Genomic DNA, 14,822 nt, shown 5'->3' on the forward strand with positions numbered 1-14,822 from the left:
CAGCCGGTGGGCCTACAGCCGGTGCCGGACCCAGACGTTGGGCTCCACGTACACGGCGTGGTCGTGGGTGACGTCGCAGTGCACCGGCACCAGGGCACCCGGCACGTGCACCGGGCCGCTGGTGTCGAACGGCAGGCCCGTCCAGGAGCGCCAGTCGGCGAGCGTCCCGCTGATCGTCATGGATCGGGTGGCGACCCGTTCGATGCGCCCGCCGGCGCGCACGTGCACCCGCAGCCACGGGTCGACCGGCAGGCCGTCGTCGCGGACCTGCGCCGCGTACTCGGTCATCGGCAGGTCGGGCTGGGTGTGCTTGCCGCTCGGGCGGACCGGGGCGACGAGGGTGTCGTAGCCGAGCTTCGCGACGGCCTCCCGCATGGCGGCGAGCATCAACGCGGACAACCCGCTTCCGCGCCGGTCCGGGCGGATGCAGATTTCGATTGCCGAGACGATGTTCGGGCTGCCTCCGGTGAGCCGGTTGATGAGGCCACGCTGGATCACCCGGTCCCAGCCGCCGTCGGGAAGCTCCGCCTCCGTCCAGCGCAACGGCACGGCGTACGCCCGCGCGACGGCACGTCCCGGGTCCGTGGAGTCGACGGCGGCGAAGACGAATTCGGGGAAGAGGTCGTGGGCGACGCCGTAGTACATGGAGGCTATCGGGTCCCAGAGCATGAACTGCGGCCATGCCCCGTCGAAGTCTTCGTCCAGACGCGGGGCGAGGTCGGGGCGGTCCGCCAAGCTCACGATGTCGATAGCCACGGCGGCAGGGTAGAGCGCCGAACGGTGGGAGAGCACGCCAATTTCGGGGACCGTCCTCGGCGGGAGGCGTTCCGCGACGACCCCGCCTACCTATCCTGGTCGGGTGGATCTGGAGTTCAGCGGCGAGATGTGGTTCTGGAGGGGCCCGGCGCCGTGGCACTTCGTCACCGTTCCCGAGGAACAGTGCGGTGACCTGGCAGCGGCGTCCGCCTCGGTGACCTACGGCTGGGGCATGATCCCGGTCACGGCGCGGATCGGGAGCACCGGGTGGCGGACGTCGCTCTTCCCGAAGGACGGGCGGTACGTCGTGCCGGTGCGGGCGTCGGTGCGCAGCGCCGAGAGGATCGAGGTGGGCGACGTGGTGACCGTCCGACTGACCGTCGACGTCTGACCAGCCGGTGCGCCGCGATCCATCCGACGAGGCGACTACAGCCGCAGCCGGGTAGCGCGGGCGTTGGCCCGGCCCGCGCCGCCGGCTGACCTACCGGTCTACGCCTCAGGAGCCGTGGCGGCGCAGGTAGGTGAGGACCGCCAGTACCCGGCGGTTGGTGTCGTCGCTGGGCGGCAGGTCCAGCTTGGTCAGGATGTTGCCGACGTGCTTGCCGATCGCCGCCTCGGTGACGTGCAGCCGCGCCGCGATCGCCGCGTTGGAGTGACCCTCGGCGAGCAGCGCGAGCACCTCGCGTTCGCGGGCGGACAGGGCGGCGAGCGGGTCGCGCGGCCGGTGCAGCAGGTGCCGGACCACGTCGGGGTCGATGGCCGTTCCGCCGCCCACCACCCGGCGCAGGGTGTCGGCGAACTCGGCGACGTCGGCGACCCGGTCCTTGAGCAGGTAGCCGACCCGCCGGCCGTCGCCGCTGTCGAGCAGCGCGGAGGCGTACTCGGTCTGCACGTACTGGCTCAGCACGACGACCGCGAGCCGCGGCCGTTCGGCCCGGAGCGTGACGGCCGCGCGCAGGCCGTCGTCGCGGTGGTCGGGCGGCATGCGGATGTCGGTCACGAGCAGGTCCGGCTCGTCCGCGCGGACCGCGTCCAGCAGGGCCGGGGCCGAGCCGACGGCGGCGACCACCTCGAAGTGGAACCTGGTCAGCAGGCCGACCAAACCCTCGCGCAGCAGGACCTCGTCCTCGGCGAGCACGACGCGGATCACGGGCGGCACGGCAGCTCCACCCGCACGAGCGTAGGCCCGCCGGCCGGGCTGGCGAGCAGCAACCGCCCGTCGACGGCGGCGACCCGGTCGGCGAGGCCGGTCAGACCCGTACCCCGGGCCGGGTTGGCACCGCCGCAGCCGTCATCGGAGACCTCGACGACGAGGTTGCGGCCCGCCTGGGTCAGCCGTACCTCGGCCCGGGTCGCCCGGGCGTGCCGGGCGACGTTGCCCAGTGCCTCCGACACCACGAAGTAGGCGGTGGTCTCGACGAGCACTGGCAGGGGGCGGGCGAGGTCGGCGTGGACGGCGACCGGGATGGTGGCCTCGCCGGCCAGTTCCCGCGCGGCGCCGGCCAGGCCGAGTTCGGTGAGGTTCTGCGGCCGGATGCCCTGCACGATCTGCCGGAGCGTGACCATCAGGTCCTTGGCCTGCTCGTGCGCGATGGCCAGTGGCCGGGCGGCGGGCGAGTCGTCGGGTACGTCGAGCCGGGCCAGTCCCAGTTGGAGGGTGAGGCTGGTCAGCCGGGGCTGCGCGCCGTCGTGCACGTCGCGCTCGATGCGCCGGCGTTCCGCCTCGTACGCGTCGACCAGGCGGGCCCGTGAGCGGGTGACCTCCCGCAGCGCCGCGCCGTCGGCCGGTGGCCCACCGAGCAGCCGGCGGGCCACGGCGGCCTGCCCGGCGACGAGCAGGCCGGCCAGGTACCACAGCACCGGGACGAGCAGGAGCCCCACGATCGCGTAGGGGATCGCCTGGCCGGGCGTGTCGACCGTGGTCCACACCAGGACCACCCGGTCTTCGTCCGCGGCCAGCCATGGCCCGGCGAGCAGCGTGAGGTCCAGCAGGACGAGCATCGAGAACATCCAGTACGCGATCGGCACGACCCCACCCAGCCAGCAGGCGTACACGACCTCCCGCCACGCCGTCGCGCTGGTGTACCGCGCCGACAGGCCGCTGCGGGGGCGTTGCTCGGGTAGCGGGCGCGGGTCGACGACACCGAGTCGCCACCGCTCGAGCATGGTCACCGGGATGGTCACGATCGGGGCGAGGAGCACCAGGGCTATGCCGGTGACGGCGAGGAACAGGATGATCGGCAGCCCGATGGGGCGGTCCTGCCGTACCGCACCGACCACCGCCAGCAGCGGCGCGCCGACGATCAGCAGCGCGACCGTCAGCACCCCGGCGATCGGCACGGTGGTGACGGCGTACGCCAGGGCCCGCCAGGGCCATGCGGAGATCAGGTAGTCGCGCCGGCGCAGCGCCGCGGCCAGGTACGGGGGTTCGTCCACGGTCATGTCGTCAAGCTAGCCAGGCGCCCGTCGCCCGGCCCAGCCGTCTGGACCCCCTTTCGGGGTATGCCTGGCCCTACCCCGAAATGACCGGCTGCGCCCAGTGCGTCATCCCACCCTGGGGCGCTGCACTGGGCGAATGCGCATCCATCGCCTCGGCTCCTACAGTTGGCTGCTCGCCGCACCCCTGTTCCTGGCCGCGAACGTGATCAGCGGGCTGGCGTGGCGGCACCCGCCTTTCAGCTGGGCCATTCACAACATCAGCGACCTGGGCAACGTCACCTGCGGCAGGTGGGACACCACCCGGCCGCGCGAGGTCTGCTCGCCGTGGCACGTGGCGATGAACAGCGCCATGATCGTCACTGGCGTGCTGCTCGCGCTCGGGGTGCTGCTCACCTGGTCGGCGCTCGGCCGCGGCGCCGCCACCACGGCCACGCGGCTGCTGGCGCTCGCCGGTGCGGGCGGGTACCTCCTGGCCGGGGCGTACCCGGCGGACGTGAACGAGAACAACCACTTCCTCGCGGCACTGCTGATCTTCGTACTCGGTAACGTCGGGATGATCGTGGCGGCGCTGGCCCGACGGTCGCCGGTGCTGGGCGCGATGCGCGAGGACAGCCTCGCGCTGGGCCTGACCGGCCTGGCCGGCACGGTCCTGTTCCTGGCGCAGGTCGACCTCGGGATCGGCGTCGGCGGCATGGAGCGGGTGGCCGTCTTCCCGCTGCTCGCCTGGACGGTCGTGGTCGCGGTCCGGGTCATGCGGGAGGCCCCTGGCCCCCGGCGGTAGCCGTCGGTGCCGCTATCGTCTCGTCCCTGCCGTGGTGTGCCGGGCGGGGCGGTGGCGCCCCGCCCGGCGTCGGGCGTCAGCCGCCGCAGTTGTTGTTGCGCACCGGTTGCGTCAGCTTCTCCTGCGTGCCGAACTTCGCGTAGACGCGCAGGTAGCACGGCAGGTCGACGTCGCCGTAGTAGCTCTGGGTCGCGTTGTCGTAGTAGGTGGTGCCGCTCTGGGCGACCTGCCAGCCGCCGCTGTCGCCTGACTGGATCTCCCAGTAGACGTCGCCGGCGCAGCCCTGCAGGCCCTGCGACCAGGCGATGATGTTGGCACCGTTGTAGATCTCGGACTGCACCAGGGTGCAGGTCGCCGCCTGTGCCGGGGCGGCGCCGACGAAGAGTCCCGCCGTCAGCAACGCGCCCGCTCCGACCGCTGACATCAGTCTGCGCATGGTCGATTACCTCCAAGGTGGACGGTGGATCTTCATCGGAGCCTAGCCGCATACGAAAAGAAGCTTCAACTACTATCGGCAACTCCGTTGGAAATCTTCGCGGCAGGAAGCGAATACTCTACATATTTCCATCGATCGAGGTTAGGCTCTGGGCCTGTCCCGACGTGATTCAACGGAGGTGCCCGTGAGGAAGATGACCGTCCGCCGCAAGAGCACGTTGCGTCTGCTGTCCGGCGCCCGCCGGCTCTGGATCGAGTGGTGCTGGTAGCTCGCGGCACGGCGGGCGCTCCCGGGCGCCCGCCCCTGCGGCGAGCGGGCCGGCCGTGACCGGCGAGCGCGGCTACGACTGCCACCGCGACCACGGCCCGTACGCGGGGGTCGCGGACCTCCTCGCCCGGATCGCCGGCGACCACCCGCGCCTGGCGTCGCGCCACACGGTCGAACTGCGCGCCATCGCACCCCGGCTCGACCCGGCGGCACGACCGGCCGCCGAGGAGGAGCCGATCCGGTTTCACCCCGCCCGCCGCACCGCCTGTCTGGCCTACGGCGCGGCCGAGTTCGTGGCGGCCTGGGCGAGCACGCTCCGGCACCCGGTCATGGTGCGGTTCGACCACGTCGACAACGCCGACGAGACCACCCGCGAACTGCTGGACGCGCTGACCCGCCGAGTCGCGTCCACCCCGGTACGCCTCGACCTGCGCGACGGCGGCGCCGACCGGCCGGTGGCGGCCGACCCCGCCCCGGAGGCGATCCGCGCGGCCCTGGGCGACAGCCTGGCCCGAGGCTTCTACCATCACGCGGCCCGGACGGCCCGGCGCGGGCGCGCCCTGGTGACCCCGGACGGCGACCTGCGGCACTGGTGGGCCTTCACCACCGGCCTGGCGACCGCGCTCGCGGCGTTGGACCGCGCCGCCGAAGCGCTCGATCTCTACCACGAGGCACGTGCCGCCACCGACGACCCGAAGATCACCATGTCGGCCGCGTACGCCACCGCCATGCTGTACGCCCGGCACCTCCCGGCGGGCGAGCAGGATCCGGCGCGGGCGCGGCAGTGGCTGGAACAGGCGCTCCACCTCGCCGCCGGGCTGGCCGACCCGCGGCAACGGGTGATGTCCACCGTCTTCTACGAGCAGGGTCTGGCCCTGCTGGACAGCCGGGCGGGTGAGCCGGCCCGCGCGCTGCGGCTGATCGACGACGGGCTGGCCCGGCTGACGGCCGTGCTCGCCCCCGGTGAACGTCCGCAGGATCTGGCCCGGCTCCGCCACAACCGGGCGCAGGTGCACCTGGCCCTGGGCGATCCGGAGCGGGCGCTGGCCGACCTCGACGTCGTGATCGCGCAGGATCCCGACAACTGTGAGTACTACGTGGACCGGGCCGCCCTGCACCGGGCGGCGGGCCGGTGGCGTGCCGCGATCAGGGACTACGACACCGCCGTCCGCCTCGGACCGCACCTGCCCGAGGCGTACTACAACCGGGCCGTGCTGCGGCACGAGCGGGGTCGCTCCGAGCGGGCCCGGGTCGACCTGGAGCGCGTACTCGCCATCGACCCCGGGCACCTCGACGCCCGGATCGCCCTGGTCAACCTGCACCTGGAGGGCGGCACGGCCGACGCTGCCGAGGCCGCCGCGCGGGCCGGGCTGACGCTCGCCCCGCAGGAGCCCGCGCTGCTGTGCACCCTCGGGCTGATCCGCTCCGAGCGCGGCAGCCTCGCCGAGGCCGAGGAGCTGCTGAGTCGGGCCCTGGACGGCGATCCCGAGCTGGTCGAGGCGTGGACGAACCGGGCCGCCGTACGGTTCGACCGTGGCGAGTTGGTCGCCGCCGTGGCCGATCTGGACCGGGCGGTCGCGCTCTCCGCGGCGCCCGTGCCCCGCTACAACCGGGGTACGGCGTTGGCGCGGCTGGGGCGGTGGGACGACGCCGCCCGCGATTTCGCCGACGCGCTCGCCCAGCCCGGTGTGGACCGGGCGCTGCGCCGCGACCTGCGCGCGGAGCTGGCCCGCTGCCGCCGAGCCCTGGCCGGATGATCCCGCCCGCCGCCCGCCGCCGGCGGGACGGGATGACCTCGCCGCCGATCGCCCGCCTGGCTGGCCGGTGGCGGTCGACGGTCGGCTACCAGGTCACCGGCAGCGCCGGAGGGCCGAGGATCGCGTGCCCTGCCTTCCACGACACCTGATCGGCGGGCACCGCGAGTCGCAGACCGGGAAGCTCCCTCAGCAGCAGCGCGATGGCGGTGCGGACCTCGAGGGCCCCCAGGTGGGCGCCGATGCAGTGGTGCGGGCCGTACCCGAAGGACAGGTGCGGGTTCGGATCACGAGCGAAGTCCATCCGCTCCGGGTCGGGAAAGACCGCCGGATCACGGTTGGCGGCGTCGTGCGACGGGATGACGATGTCGCCCTCGGCGAGCCGGGCGCCGCTGGGCAGCTCCACGTCCGCCATGACCCGGCGCGGCATCTCGTCGCCGTTGGAGGTGGAGTAGAGCCGTTCCAGCTCGGTGACGGCGGAGTCCACCTGCTCCGGATGGTCGAGCAGGTACTCCCACCCGGTCCGGTCCTTCTCGTACGGGCGGGTCCGCAGCACGTGGACGAAGGTGGCGATCGAGCTGGCGGCGGTCTCCCAACCGCCGACCACCAGTGAGATCGGCAGCTTGACCTGGACGTCCATCGGTTCGGTGGCGGCGGCCGTCGCGATCCGGGTCAGCAGGTCGTCGGTGGGACAGCCGCGTCGCTGGTCGAGCTGGTTCCACAGGTAGCCGCCCATTTCGTCGGCGGACCGGGCGGCGTCGTCGCGGCTGAGATCGCCGGCGCCGAGGAACATGTCGCCCCACCGGCGGAACTGCAGCCGATCTTTCTCGGGCAGGCCGAGCAGGTCGCAGACGACGTCGAGGGTGAAGGGGATGGCGAAGTCCCGGACCAGGTCGGCCGGGTGGCCGCCGGCGATCAGTTCGGCCAGTCGGGCCTCGGCCGCCGCCCGTACGGTGGTGTGCAGGTCGGCCACCGCCCGCTTCGTGAACGAGTCCTTGACCGTGCCCCGCACCCGTGCGTGCTCCGGACCGTCCATGCCGAGCATCGTTCCCGCCACGTCGATCTGATCGGCGTGCGCGGCGGCAGCCCGAGAGAACACGTCCTGCCGGCGCAACACCTCCCGCACGTCCGCGTACCGGCAGATCAGCAACGCCGGGACCAGCTCGCCACCGACCTGGCGGACGATCGGCACCACGCCGGACCCGGAGGCGGCGAACCGCGCGTAGTGCGGGTGCTTCTCGGGGCCGGGCGGGCGGTTCACGCCGTCGGCGTCGACGTAGAAGGGATGGGGCAATCCAGTGGCGATGTCCTGACCCGGGGTGATCATTTGCACACGATCTCATCGACCAGCACTCTCGGCAATCGGTCGATGGCGAACTGTTATGTCACCTCGTGTTCCTGCCTGGGACAGGAACTGTCGGGCACCGTGCTAACGGCCCTTGGCGTCCTCGGTGGCGGCTTCCCGGACCAGTTGGTTGGCCTGTTGGGGGGCGATGCCGGTAGCGCGCATCAGATCGCTGGCGGCGCTGCGAATCTGCAACGTGATGGTCTCGCCGAACGGGCCGATCTGGGCCCGGTCGCTCTGCCCGGCCAGGCGGGCGGCCTCGAGGATGCTCTTCCGGGCCTGCCCGGATCCCCGGGCGGTGGCGCACTCGCGGCGAAGATGGCTCAGGGCGTCACCGAGGGCGCTGACCGCCCGGTGCAGCGACGGCGGTAGTGGCTCCTGGTACTCCAGGAGGGTGGCCACCCGCCGGATCATCACCCGGATGTCGGTGGTGAAGCCGTCCAGCTGGTTGGCGGCGGCGCGGATCTGCTGGTAACGGCTGCGACGCTGGTGGCGCCACCACGGGGCGATGGTCACGACCTCCTCGGCGCCCAGCAAGGCTTCGTTCAGGTGTTTGGCGTCGGTGTCGACGGTGTTGAGGCGGCCCATTGCCTGCATGGCCAGGTTCCGGTCGCCGGCGGCGAGGGCCTGGGCGGTGGTGTGGATGGCGGCGGCGAGGTTGGCGAAGAACGGCTTGGCGGCGCGGTCAACGGACCGTAACGGGTCCAGGGGCAGCAGCGTTGCCACCGCGAGGAAACCGACCGAGGCGCCCACGGCGGCGTCGAGGATGCGGGGTAGTTCGAGGTTGCGCTGGTTGCCGGCGAGCGTGGCGAACAGCGTGGCGGTGGCGCCGGCCTGACTGACCAGGGCGCCGCTGCGGCCGGCGACCAACAGGCCCAGGGCGATGGAACTGGAGACGACCAGGGCGATCTGCCACGGTCCGCTGCCGATGAAATAGAGCAACGCGTCGGACACGGTGATGCCCAGTCCTACGCCGATGAGTAGTTCCACGGTCTGTCTGGTGCGTTGTCCGGTTGCGGAGGCGATGGTGGCGAGGGCGGCGGCGGGCGCGAAGACCGGCGCGTTGCGGCCGAGGAAGTCCGTGGCGATGATCCAGGCCGCGGCCGTGGCGAGCCCGGCCTGAACGGCGATCACCGCGATGGCGGCCAGTTGCCGGGTGGCGAAGAAGGACCGTACGGCCGCCCGCGCCCGCCCGGAGGGCCCGGCCGGATCGCTGGGCCGCTGGTTTCGGGCACCCCGGAAGGCCATGGGACGGCCTTCCCGATCCGCCGGAAACAATTCCGGTCACCAGACCTTATCCGGGCGGGTCCGAGCCCGATCAGCGCTGCTCGGCCCGGGCACCGACGGTGAGGGTGCTCGGCGTTGAGGCGAGCGCGGTGCCCGGTTTCGACCTCGCCCGTTCCGTCGCGCTGCTCCTGTTCCCGGACAGCCTTCCACCGAGCCGGACGACGGCCCCGCGTAACCGGGCACCGCAGCGCCCGGCAGGGATCACGTGACAGCGGAGAAGAATGTGGTGTCCTCGGTGAACCTCCTGCGGCCCAGACGCAACAGAGAAGGCGATGGACAACGAGGAACTGATCGCCGCCATGGCGGGCGGTGACGACACGGCACTGCGCGAGCTGTTCTCGCGGCATGCGCCGTGGCTGGCTGCCCGGCTGCGCGCGGTGCTGCCCGCCGCCGACGTGGAGGACGTGCTGCAGGAGACGTTCCTGGCGGCCTGGCGGGGGGCCCGAGGCTACCGGCGGGAGGGTGCCGGCGGGTGGCTGTGGGGGATAGCCCGCCGGCAGGCCGCGCTGTGGCTGCGCCGGCGCGGGCGGCCCGAGGCGTTGCTGTCCGCGGTGGGCGACAGCCACGAGCCGCAGTCCGCGGACCCGGTGGAGGCGGCACTGTCCAGGCTGGAACTGGCGGATGCCGTCGAGGCGTTGGGGCCGGCGGGCAGTCCGCAGCGCGAGACGTGGCGGCTGATGTATGTGGAGGACAGGGCGGTGGCGGAGGTGGCTGAGCTGATGGAGGTTCCCGAGGGCACGGTGAAGAGCCGCGCGTACCAGGTCCGCCGGCTGTTGCGGGCGGCGCTGCGGCGGGACCGGCCTCTGCGGGACGGGAGCGGGCGATGACCGGTGAACATGAGGTGACCGGCGACCGCGAGAACCCGGCAGACGTCGATCTGGGCCGGGTCTGGATCGGGGTGGCCGCGCAGGTGTGGCGCCGCCGTCCCGGGCCGGTGGAACGGCTGGCCGCTCGGGTGCTGCGCGCACCGGGCCTGGCCCGGGCGCTGGTGACCACGCCGTCGCTGCTGCTCGGGTGGATCATCGCCACCGCGGTGGTGCTGGTCGCCGGGACGCTGGCCACCCGGGGGACCGGGACACCGTACGTGGCTCTGCTCGCCCCGGGCGTCGCCGCGGCGGGCATCGCGTACGCGTACGGGCCGGGAGTCGACCCCGCCTGGGAGCTGTCGTGCAGCATGGCGGTCAGCGACCGGATGGTGCTGCTGGTCCGGGCACTGGCGGTGTTCGGCCTGAACGCGGTGCTCGGGCTGGCCGCCTCGGCCTCGTCGGGCGCCGTCACGGCGGTCACGTTCGGCTGGCTGGTCCCGATGACCGCGGTGTGCGCGCTGGCCCTGGCCGCCGCGACACTCGCCAGGTCCGCGAACGTGGGCGTGGTGGCGGGTGTCGCCGGCTGGGTGATCACAGTCTTGTCCGGGCAGGTGGTTGCCGGACGGCTGACCGCCGCGGTCACCGATTCCACGCTGGCGCTTCCCTATCTGGCATTCGCCGGCTGCTGCGCGGCGATCGTGCTGTACACGACCCGGATCCCGAAAGGAGCGTCATGAACGTCGAGACCACCGAGCTGACCCGGCGACTCGGCCGAACCCAGGCGGTGGCCGGGGTGACGATGGCGACCGGACGCGGGGTGTTCGGACTGCTCGGCCCGAACGGGGCGGGCAAGACATCGCTGCTGCGGATGCTGGCCACGGTGCTGCCGCCGACCTCCGGGCGTATCCGGCTGCTCGGCCGCGATCCCGGCGACTACGGGCAGCGCAAGCAGATCCGGCGCAGGCTCGGCTACCTGCCGCAGAACCTGGGTTACTACCCGGGGTTCACGGTCGTGGAGTTCGTCGAATACTTCGCTCTGTTGAAGGAGATGCCGCCGTCGGAGGTGCACCGCGCGGTGGCGGCTGCGGTCGAGCGGGTGGGCCTGGGTGACCAGGCGAAGGCGAAGCTGCGTACCCTCTCCGGCGGGATGCTGCGCCGGGTGGGGGTCGCCCAGGCGATCGTCAACGAGCCCGAACTGCTGCTGCTGGACGAGCCGACAGCCGGACTGGATCCCGAACAGCGGGTGGCGTTCCGTGCCCTGCTGCGCGACGTCGGACAGCGCGCCACCGTGATCGTCAGCACGCACCTGGTCGAGGACGTCGGTGCCGCCTGCACCCAGGTCGGCCTGATGGACCGCGGAAGGATCGTCTTCCGTGGCACCCCGGAGGAGTTGACCGTCCGCGCCGAGGGCACCGACGCGGCGGGAGATTCCCCGCTGGAACGCGGATACAGCGCGATCCTGGCGCAGGCACGGGCATGACCGCCGCGCACCCCGCACCGGTACCGACCCGGGCGGCGCCGGATTCGCCCCGCCGGCTCGACGCGGCCGGGCGGCTGCTGCGGCTGGAACTGCGCCGCAACGCGATGCTGTGGATGCTGCCGCTGACCGCCGCGCTGTTCTGGCTCGTCAACCACCGGCAGAGCATGGCGTACCCACCGTTGTGGAATGTCCGCGCCATGACCATGCAGACCACGGCGGTGGCGGTTCTCGCGCCGACGGTCGTCGGTGCCGCGGCCTGGACCGGGTCGCGGGAGGGCCGCCATGGCCTGGCCGATCTGGTGGTGGGCACCGCCCGGCCCCGCTGGGCCCGTCAACTCGCCGCCTGGGCCGCCACCACGGGCTGGGCGATCGTCGCCTACCTCGGCTGCGTCGCTGCCGTGTACGGTGCCACCGCCTGGCAGGGTGCCTGGGGCGGTCCGCTGTGGTGGCCGGCGGTGGTCGGCGCGGCGAGCGTGCCGGCGTTCGCCGCGCTCGGGTTCGCTGCCGGGGCGCTGCGCCCCAGCCGGTTCACTCCGCCGCTGGTCGCGGTCGGCGCTTTCCTCGCGCTCGAACTCGGCGCACAGTTCATCCACGGGGACCGGTCGTACTGGCAGATTTCCCCGCTGGTCGCCGGTCCCTGGGAGATCGGCCCCAACGAGGGCGCCGCGATCTTCCACCCCTACCTGCCCGACCTGCCCATCGCCCAGGTGATCTTCCTCGCCGGTCTCACCGCGGCCCTGCTGGGCGTACTCGGTCTGCCCGTCGGCTCCGGTGGGCGGTGGCTGCTCCGGTGCGCCGTGGTCATCACGGCGGTGGGTCTGCTCGCGGCCGGCAGCGCCGTCGCCCTGGCCGGCACCGGCCGGCTCGGCGCGCACGGCATGATTTCCATCCCCGCCCTGCACGATCCGGCCGATGACCGTCCGATCCGCTACACCCCGGTCTGCAGCAACACTCCGATCCCGGTCTGCCTGCACCCCGCCTATTCCTTTGAACTATCCGTGGTGGCGGACGCACTTGAACCGGTGCTCGACGAGGTGGCGGGCCTGCCCGGCGCGCCGGTTCGCATCGAACAGGTTGCCGCGAACTATGCGCAGGGAGCGGACAACACCGTCGAGGTCCGGGCGGACGTCCCTTCGTCGAGCGGCGCGACGCCGGTGCTCCATCTGCTCCTGCCCAACCAGCTACCGGGCCCCCACCTGACCGGCCGCGAACTGGCTGCCACGGTGGCGACGCAGACCGGGCACGAGATCGTGGCGAGCGTTGTGGGCGCGGGCCGCCGCCCCACGTCCGCCCAGCAGGCGGTGACCGCGGCGATCCTGAAGACCTTCGCCACAGAGCCGGACGCGCAGATCGCCGCCGCGGCTCAGCGGTTCGCCGCGCTGCCGTCCGACGCGCGGCGCGCCTGGCTCAGGGAGCATCTGGCCGCGCTGCGGGCCGGCCACATCACCCTGGCGCAGCTGCCATGACCGGGGACAAGGCGCGTCAGGCGACGGCCGGTGGGGTGGCTCACCTCCAGGCGCTTCGGCCGGGCCTGCGCCTGGCGCGTCTGCATCTGGCCAGCCGCCGGGTCCCGGTGGCGCTGGCCGCGGTCGCGGCCTGCGCCGTCCTGCTGCGGGTCGCGCTGCACTGGCCCTGGGACGCCTACGGCGCGCTGCAGTTGCCGCTGATCTTCGAGGCCGCGTGCGCCGCGGTCATCGCGGTCACCACGGCAAGCCCGTTCGGTGGGCCGGAACGCGCCACCGGCCGGCGGCTGCCGTTCCTCCGGCTGGGCGCCGTCTTGGCGCTGACCACCATCGCGGCCGGTGCCCTGGCGGCCGCCGGCGTCGGTGCGCACCTGGCGGGCGGCACCCTGGAGGTGCTCCGCAACACGGCCGGGCTGACCGGCATCGGCCTGCTCTGCGCCGCCCTGCTCGGCGGGGCGCTGGCCTGGACCGGCCCGACGGTCTACCTGATAATCGCCGTGTACGCGCTGTACACGCAGTGGCACGGTCCGGCCCTGACCACGCCCTGGATCTGGCCGGCCCGACCCGGGCACGACATCGGCGCCGTACTGTGCGCCGGCCTGGTGTTCGCCGCCGGAATGTTGCTCGTCACGGTGCGCGGAGCCCGCGATCCGGTCGACTGAGCACGTGTCGACGGGCAGCGCCCGGAACATCCCTCAACGAGGTTCCGCGCTGGACGGCGTTCGTGCGAGGGCCGCGGCCCGCGGTGGTTGACCTTGGTCGGCGGGTGGTTGCGGCGCGGTGGGCCGCGCTGTCTCGCCGGTGGCGAGCGCCGCTGCCGCATCCGGTCCGGCCCGGAGCCGCCCGCCGTGGACGGCGCCGACCGCGGCCACCAGACAGATCGTGGCGGCCGCCAGGAGCGTCAGCCGGTCGCCAACGTGGACGGCGGCGGAGCCGAGGGGGATCGCCAGCGCGATCGGACCGAACATCGCGGTGTTGGCGGTCCCGGCCGCGCGGCCGAGCAGCGCGGCCGGCGTGTACGTCTGCACCGCGGTCACCGCGGCGACCAGGGCCCAGGGCAGGCCGACGCCGGCGATCACCGAGGCGACCACCGATCCGGGCCACCAGGGCAGGCAGCGGAGCAGGCAGTTGACGGCGAACAGCGCCGTGCCGGCGACGCCCATGGTGACCGGGCTCCACCTGTTGATGAGCCGCCCGACGACGAGACCGCCGACGACGGAACCGGCGCCCTGTGCGCTGAGCAACACCCCGAGGAACGTCGCCGGCAGGCCCAGCTCCGTGGCGACGATCTCGTAGTTGGCGGCGGTCGTGAACCCGGACATGGCGATCGACACGGCGGCGAGCCCGACGGTGACACGCGTCGCCCGCTCCGCGAGCAGGACGGCGAGCCCGGCGCGCATGCCGTGCTGGCGAGCAGCCGGTTGGCCGGGTTGCGGATGCGTCAGCCGCACGGCCGCGTACAGGACGGCGACCAGGACCGGCATCGCCGCGCTGAGCAGGGCGACCGCGTGGCCCCCGCGCCACGCGTACAGGCCCACGCCGGCCAGGGGCGCGACGAGCTTCATGCCCTCCTGCGCGCTGGAACGCCAGCCGTTGACGTCGCCGAGTTCCGTGGGGGACAACGCGGATGGCAGCAGCGCCGTCTCGCCCGCGTCGATCAGCACGTAGCTGACCCCGTACGCGCCGGACACCAGGAAGATCAGCCACGTCTGGTCGGTGTCCCGGACCGCGAGGAGGCTCAGGAGAACGGCGGACAACCCGAGGTTGACCGCCATCACCAGCGGTCGCCTCGGTGCCCGGTCGAGCAGCCCGCCCAGCCAGGGGCCGGCGAGGACCGGGGTGTAGACACAGAGCCCGGCGAGGGCCGCGAGGCTGGTGGATCCGGTGAGGTCCAGGATCCAGATCCCGGCGACCAGTGCCATGGCGCCGCTGCCGAAGCCGGACAGCAGCGAGATCGCCACGAACAGGCCGGCGTTGCGGCGCATCGATCCTCCAAGGTTGAGTCGAG

General features: G+C 73.0%; 15 protein-coding genes. 8 read left to right on the plus strand and 7 right to left on the minus strand.

Annotation, left to right across the window (positions count from 1 at the left end; all coding sequences use genetic code 11):
- Window positions 1-12: 12 nt before the first annotated feature.
- Window positions 13-756 (minus strand): N-acetyltransferase, encoded by a 744-nt coding sequence (locus GA0070621_RS10105; protein ID WP_167666768.1) that lies wholly within the window; start codon window positions 754-756, stop codon window positions 13-15.
- A 103-nt stretch (window positions 757-859) separates the two neighbouring features.
- Here GA0070621_RS10105 and GA0070621_RS10110 point away from each other — a divergent pair, with 103 nt between their 5' ends.
- The gene (locus GA0070621_RS10110) at window positions 860-1,147 is read left to right on the plus strand and encodes a DUF1905 domain-containing protein (protein WP_091193817.1); all 288 of its coding nucleotides are present in this window, start codon (window positions 860-862) and stop codon (window positions 1,145-1,147) included.
- A 105-nt stretch (window positions 1,148-1,252) separates the two neighbouring features.
- Here GA0070621_RS10110 and GA0070621_RS10115 read toward each other — a convergent pair whose 3' ends face one another.
- The gene (locus GA0070621_RS10115; RefSeq protein ID WP_091193819.1) at window positions 1,253-1,915 is read right to left on the minus strand and encodes a response regulator transcription factor; all 663 of its coding nucleotides are present in this window, start codon (window positions 1,913-1,915) and stop codon (window positions 1,253-1,255) included.
- Window positions 1,903-3,198, minus strand: a complete 1,296-nt coding sequence (locus GA0070621_RS10120; protein ID WP_091193822.1) for a sensor histidine kinase — start codon at window positions 3,196-3,198, stop codon at window positions 1,903-1,905. Before GA0070621_RS10120 ends, GA0070621_RS10115 begins: the two co-directional genes overlap by 13 nt.
- 133 nt (window positions 3,199-3,331) lie before the next feature.
- On the opposite strand from GA0070621_RS10120, the gene GA0070621_RS10125 reads away from it, so the two are divergent.
- The gene (locus GA0070621_RS10125) at window positions 3,332-3,976 is read left to right on the plus strand and encodes a DUF998 domain-containing protein (protein ID WP_091193825.1); all 645 of its coding nucleotides are present in this window, start codon (window positions 3,332-3,334) and stop codon (window positions 3,974-3,976) included.
- 76 nt (window positions 3,977-4,052) lie between these two features.
- Here the strand turns inward: GA0070621_RS10125 and GA0070621_RS10130 are convergent, their stop codons facing one another.
- A complete protein-coding gene (locus GA0070621_RS10130; protein WP_157739924.1) occupies window positions 4,053-4,412 on the minus strand; it encodes a hypothetical protein in 360 nt (119 codons plus the stop codon).
- A gap of 323 nt (window positions 4,413-4,735) precedes the next feature.
- On the opposite strand from GA0070621_RS10130, the gene GA0070621_RS10135 reads away from it, so the two are divergent.
- Window positions 4,736-6,436 carry a tetratricopeptide repeat protein gene (locus tag GA0070621_RS10135; protein ID WP_091193829.1) on the plus strand — a complete coding sequence of 567 codons (1,701 nt, stop codon included), beginning with the start codon at window positions 4,736-4,738 and terminating at the stop codon, window positions 6,434-6,436.
- A gap of 85 nt (window positions 6,437-6,521) precedes the next feature.
- Here GA0070621_RS10135 and GA0070621_RS10140 read toward each other — a convergent pair whose 3' ends face one another.
- Window positions 6,522-7,760, minus strand: a complete 1,239-nt coding sequence (locus GA0070621_RS10140; RefSeq protein WP_091193831.1) for a cytochrome P450 — start codon at window positions 7,758-7,760, stop codon at window positions 6,522-6,524.
- A gap of 102 nt (window positions 7,761-7,862) precedes the next feature.
- Window positions 7,863-9,026, minus strand: a complete 1,164-nt coding sequence (locus GA0070621_RS10145; RefSeq protein WP_091193833.1) for an FUSC family protein — start codon at window positions 9,024-9,026, stop codon at window positions 7,863-7,865.
- Between the two features lie 311 nt (window positions 9,027-9,337).
- On the opposite strand from GA0070621_RS10145, the gene GA0070621_RS10150 reads away from it, so the two are divergent.
- The 5 genes from GA0070621_RS10150 to GA0070621_RS10170 are packed head-to-tail and all read left to right on the plus strand — an operon-like array spanning window position 9,338 to window position 13,476.
- The gene (locus GA0070621_RS10150; protein ID WP_091193837.1) at window positions 9,338-9,892 is read left to right on the plus strand and encodes an RNA polymerase sigma factor; all 555 of its coding nucleotides are present in this window, start codon (window positions 9,338-9,340) and stop codon (window positions 9,890-9,892) included.
- On the plus strand, window positions 9,889-10,608 hold the full coding sequence (locus GA0070621_RS10155; RefSeq protein WP_091193840.1) for a hypothetical protein: 720 nt from the start codon (window positions 9,889-9,891) through the stop codon (window positions 10,606-10,608). Before GA0070621_RS10150 ends, GA0070621_RS10155 begins: the two co-directional genes overlap by 4 nt.
- Window positions 10,605-11,351, plus strand: coding sequence for an ABC transporter ATP-binding protein (locus GA0070621_RS10160; RefSeq protein ID WP_091193842.1), 747 nt, complete (start codon window positions 10,605-10,607; stop codon window positions 11,349-11,351). The genes GA0070621_RS10155 and GA0070621_RS10160 overlap by 4 nt, the downstream gene beginning before the upstream one ends.
- On the plus strand, window positions 11,348-12,817 hold the full coding sequence (locus GA0070621_RS10165; RefSeq protein WP_091193845.1) for a hypothetical protein: 1,470 nt from the start codon (window positions 11,348-11,350) through the stop codon (window positions 12,815-12,817). The genes GA0070621_RS10160 and GA0070621_RS10165 overlap by 4 nt, the downstream gene beginning before the upstream one ends.
- Window positions 12,814-13,476 (plus strand): hypothetical protein, encoded by a 663-nt coding sequence (locus GA0070621_RS10170; protein ID WP_157739925.1) that lies wholly within the window; start codon window positions 12,814-12,816, stop codon window positions 13,474-13,476. Before GA0070621_RS10165 ends, GA0070621_RS10170 begins: the two co-directional genes overlap by 4 nt.
- A gap of 33 nt (window positions 13,477-13,509) precedes the next feature.
- Here the strand turns inward: GA0070621_RS10170 and GA0070621_RS10175 are convergent, their stop codons facing one another.
- Entirely contained in the window at window positions 13,510-14,799 is a 1,290-nt protein-coding gene (locus GA0070621_RS10175) for an MFS transporter (protein ID WP_091193850.1), read from the minus strand.
- Window positions 14,800-14,822 lie beyond the last annotated feature (23 nt).

This window comes from Micromonospora narathiwatensis, from assembly GCF_900089605.1.
GTDB lineage: Bacteria > Actinomycetota > Actinomycetes > Mycobacteriales > Micromonosporaceae > Micromonospora > Micromonospora narathiwatensis.

What these genes read in the sequence shown, in the direction of transcription:
- GA0070621_RS10120 (WP_091193822.1), bottom strand. Translation starts at nt 3,198, where the DNA reads ATGACCGTGGACGAACCCCCGTACCTGGCCGCGGCGCTGCGCCGGCGC.
- GA0070621_RS10125 (WP_091193825.1), top strand. Translation starts at nt 3,332, where the DNA reads ATGCGCATCCATCGCCTCGGCTCCTACAGTTGGCTGCTCGCCGCACCC.
- GA0070621_RS10130 (WP_157739924.1), bottom strand. Translation starts at nt 4,412, where the DNA reads ATGCGCAGACTGATGTCAGCGGTCGGAGCGGGCGCGTTGCTGACGGCG.
- GA0070621_RS10140 (WP_091193831.1), bottom strand. Translation starts at nt 7,760, where the DNA reads ATGATCACCCCGGGTCAGGACATCGCCACTGGATTGCCCCATCCCTTC.
- GA0070621_RS10145 (WP_091193833.1), bottom strand. Translation starts at nt 9,026, where the DNA reads ATGGCCTTCCGGGGTGCCCGAAACCAGCGGCCCAGCGATCCGGCCGGG.
- GA0070621_RS10150 (WP_091193837.1), top strand. Translation starts at nt 9,338, where the DNA reads ATGGACAACGAGGAACTGATCGCCGCCATGGCGGGCGGTGACGACACG.
- GA0070621_RS10155 (WP_091193840.1), top strand. Translation starts at nt 9,889, where the DNA reads ATGACCGGTGAACATGAGGTGACCGGCGACCGCGAGAACCCGGCAGAC.
- GA0070621_RS10160 (WP_091193842.1), top strand. Translation starts at nt 10,605, where the DNA reads ATGAACGTCGAGACCACCGAGCTGACCCGGCGACTCGGCCGAACCCAG.
- GA0070621_RS10165 (WP_091193845.1), top strand. Translation starts at nt 11,348, where the DNA reads ATGACCGCCGCGCACCCCGCACCGGTACCGACCCGGGCGGCGCCGGAT.
- GA0070621_RS10170 (WP_157739925.1), top strand. Translation starts at nt 12,814, where the DNA reads ATGACCGGGGACAAGGCGCGTCAGGCGACGGCCGGTGGGGTGGCTCAC.
- GA0070621_RS10175 (WP_091193850.1), bottom strand. Translation starts at nt 14,799, where the DNA reads ATGCGCCGCAACGCCGGCCTGTTCGTGGCGATCTCGCTGCTGTCCGGC.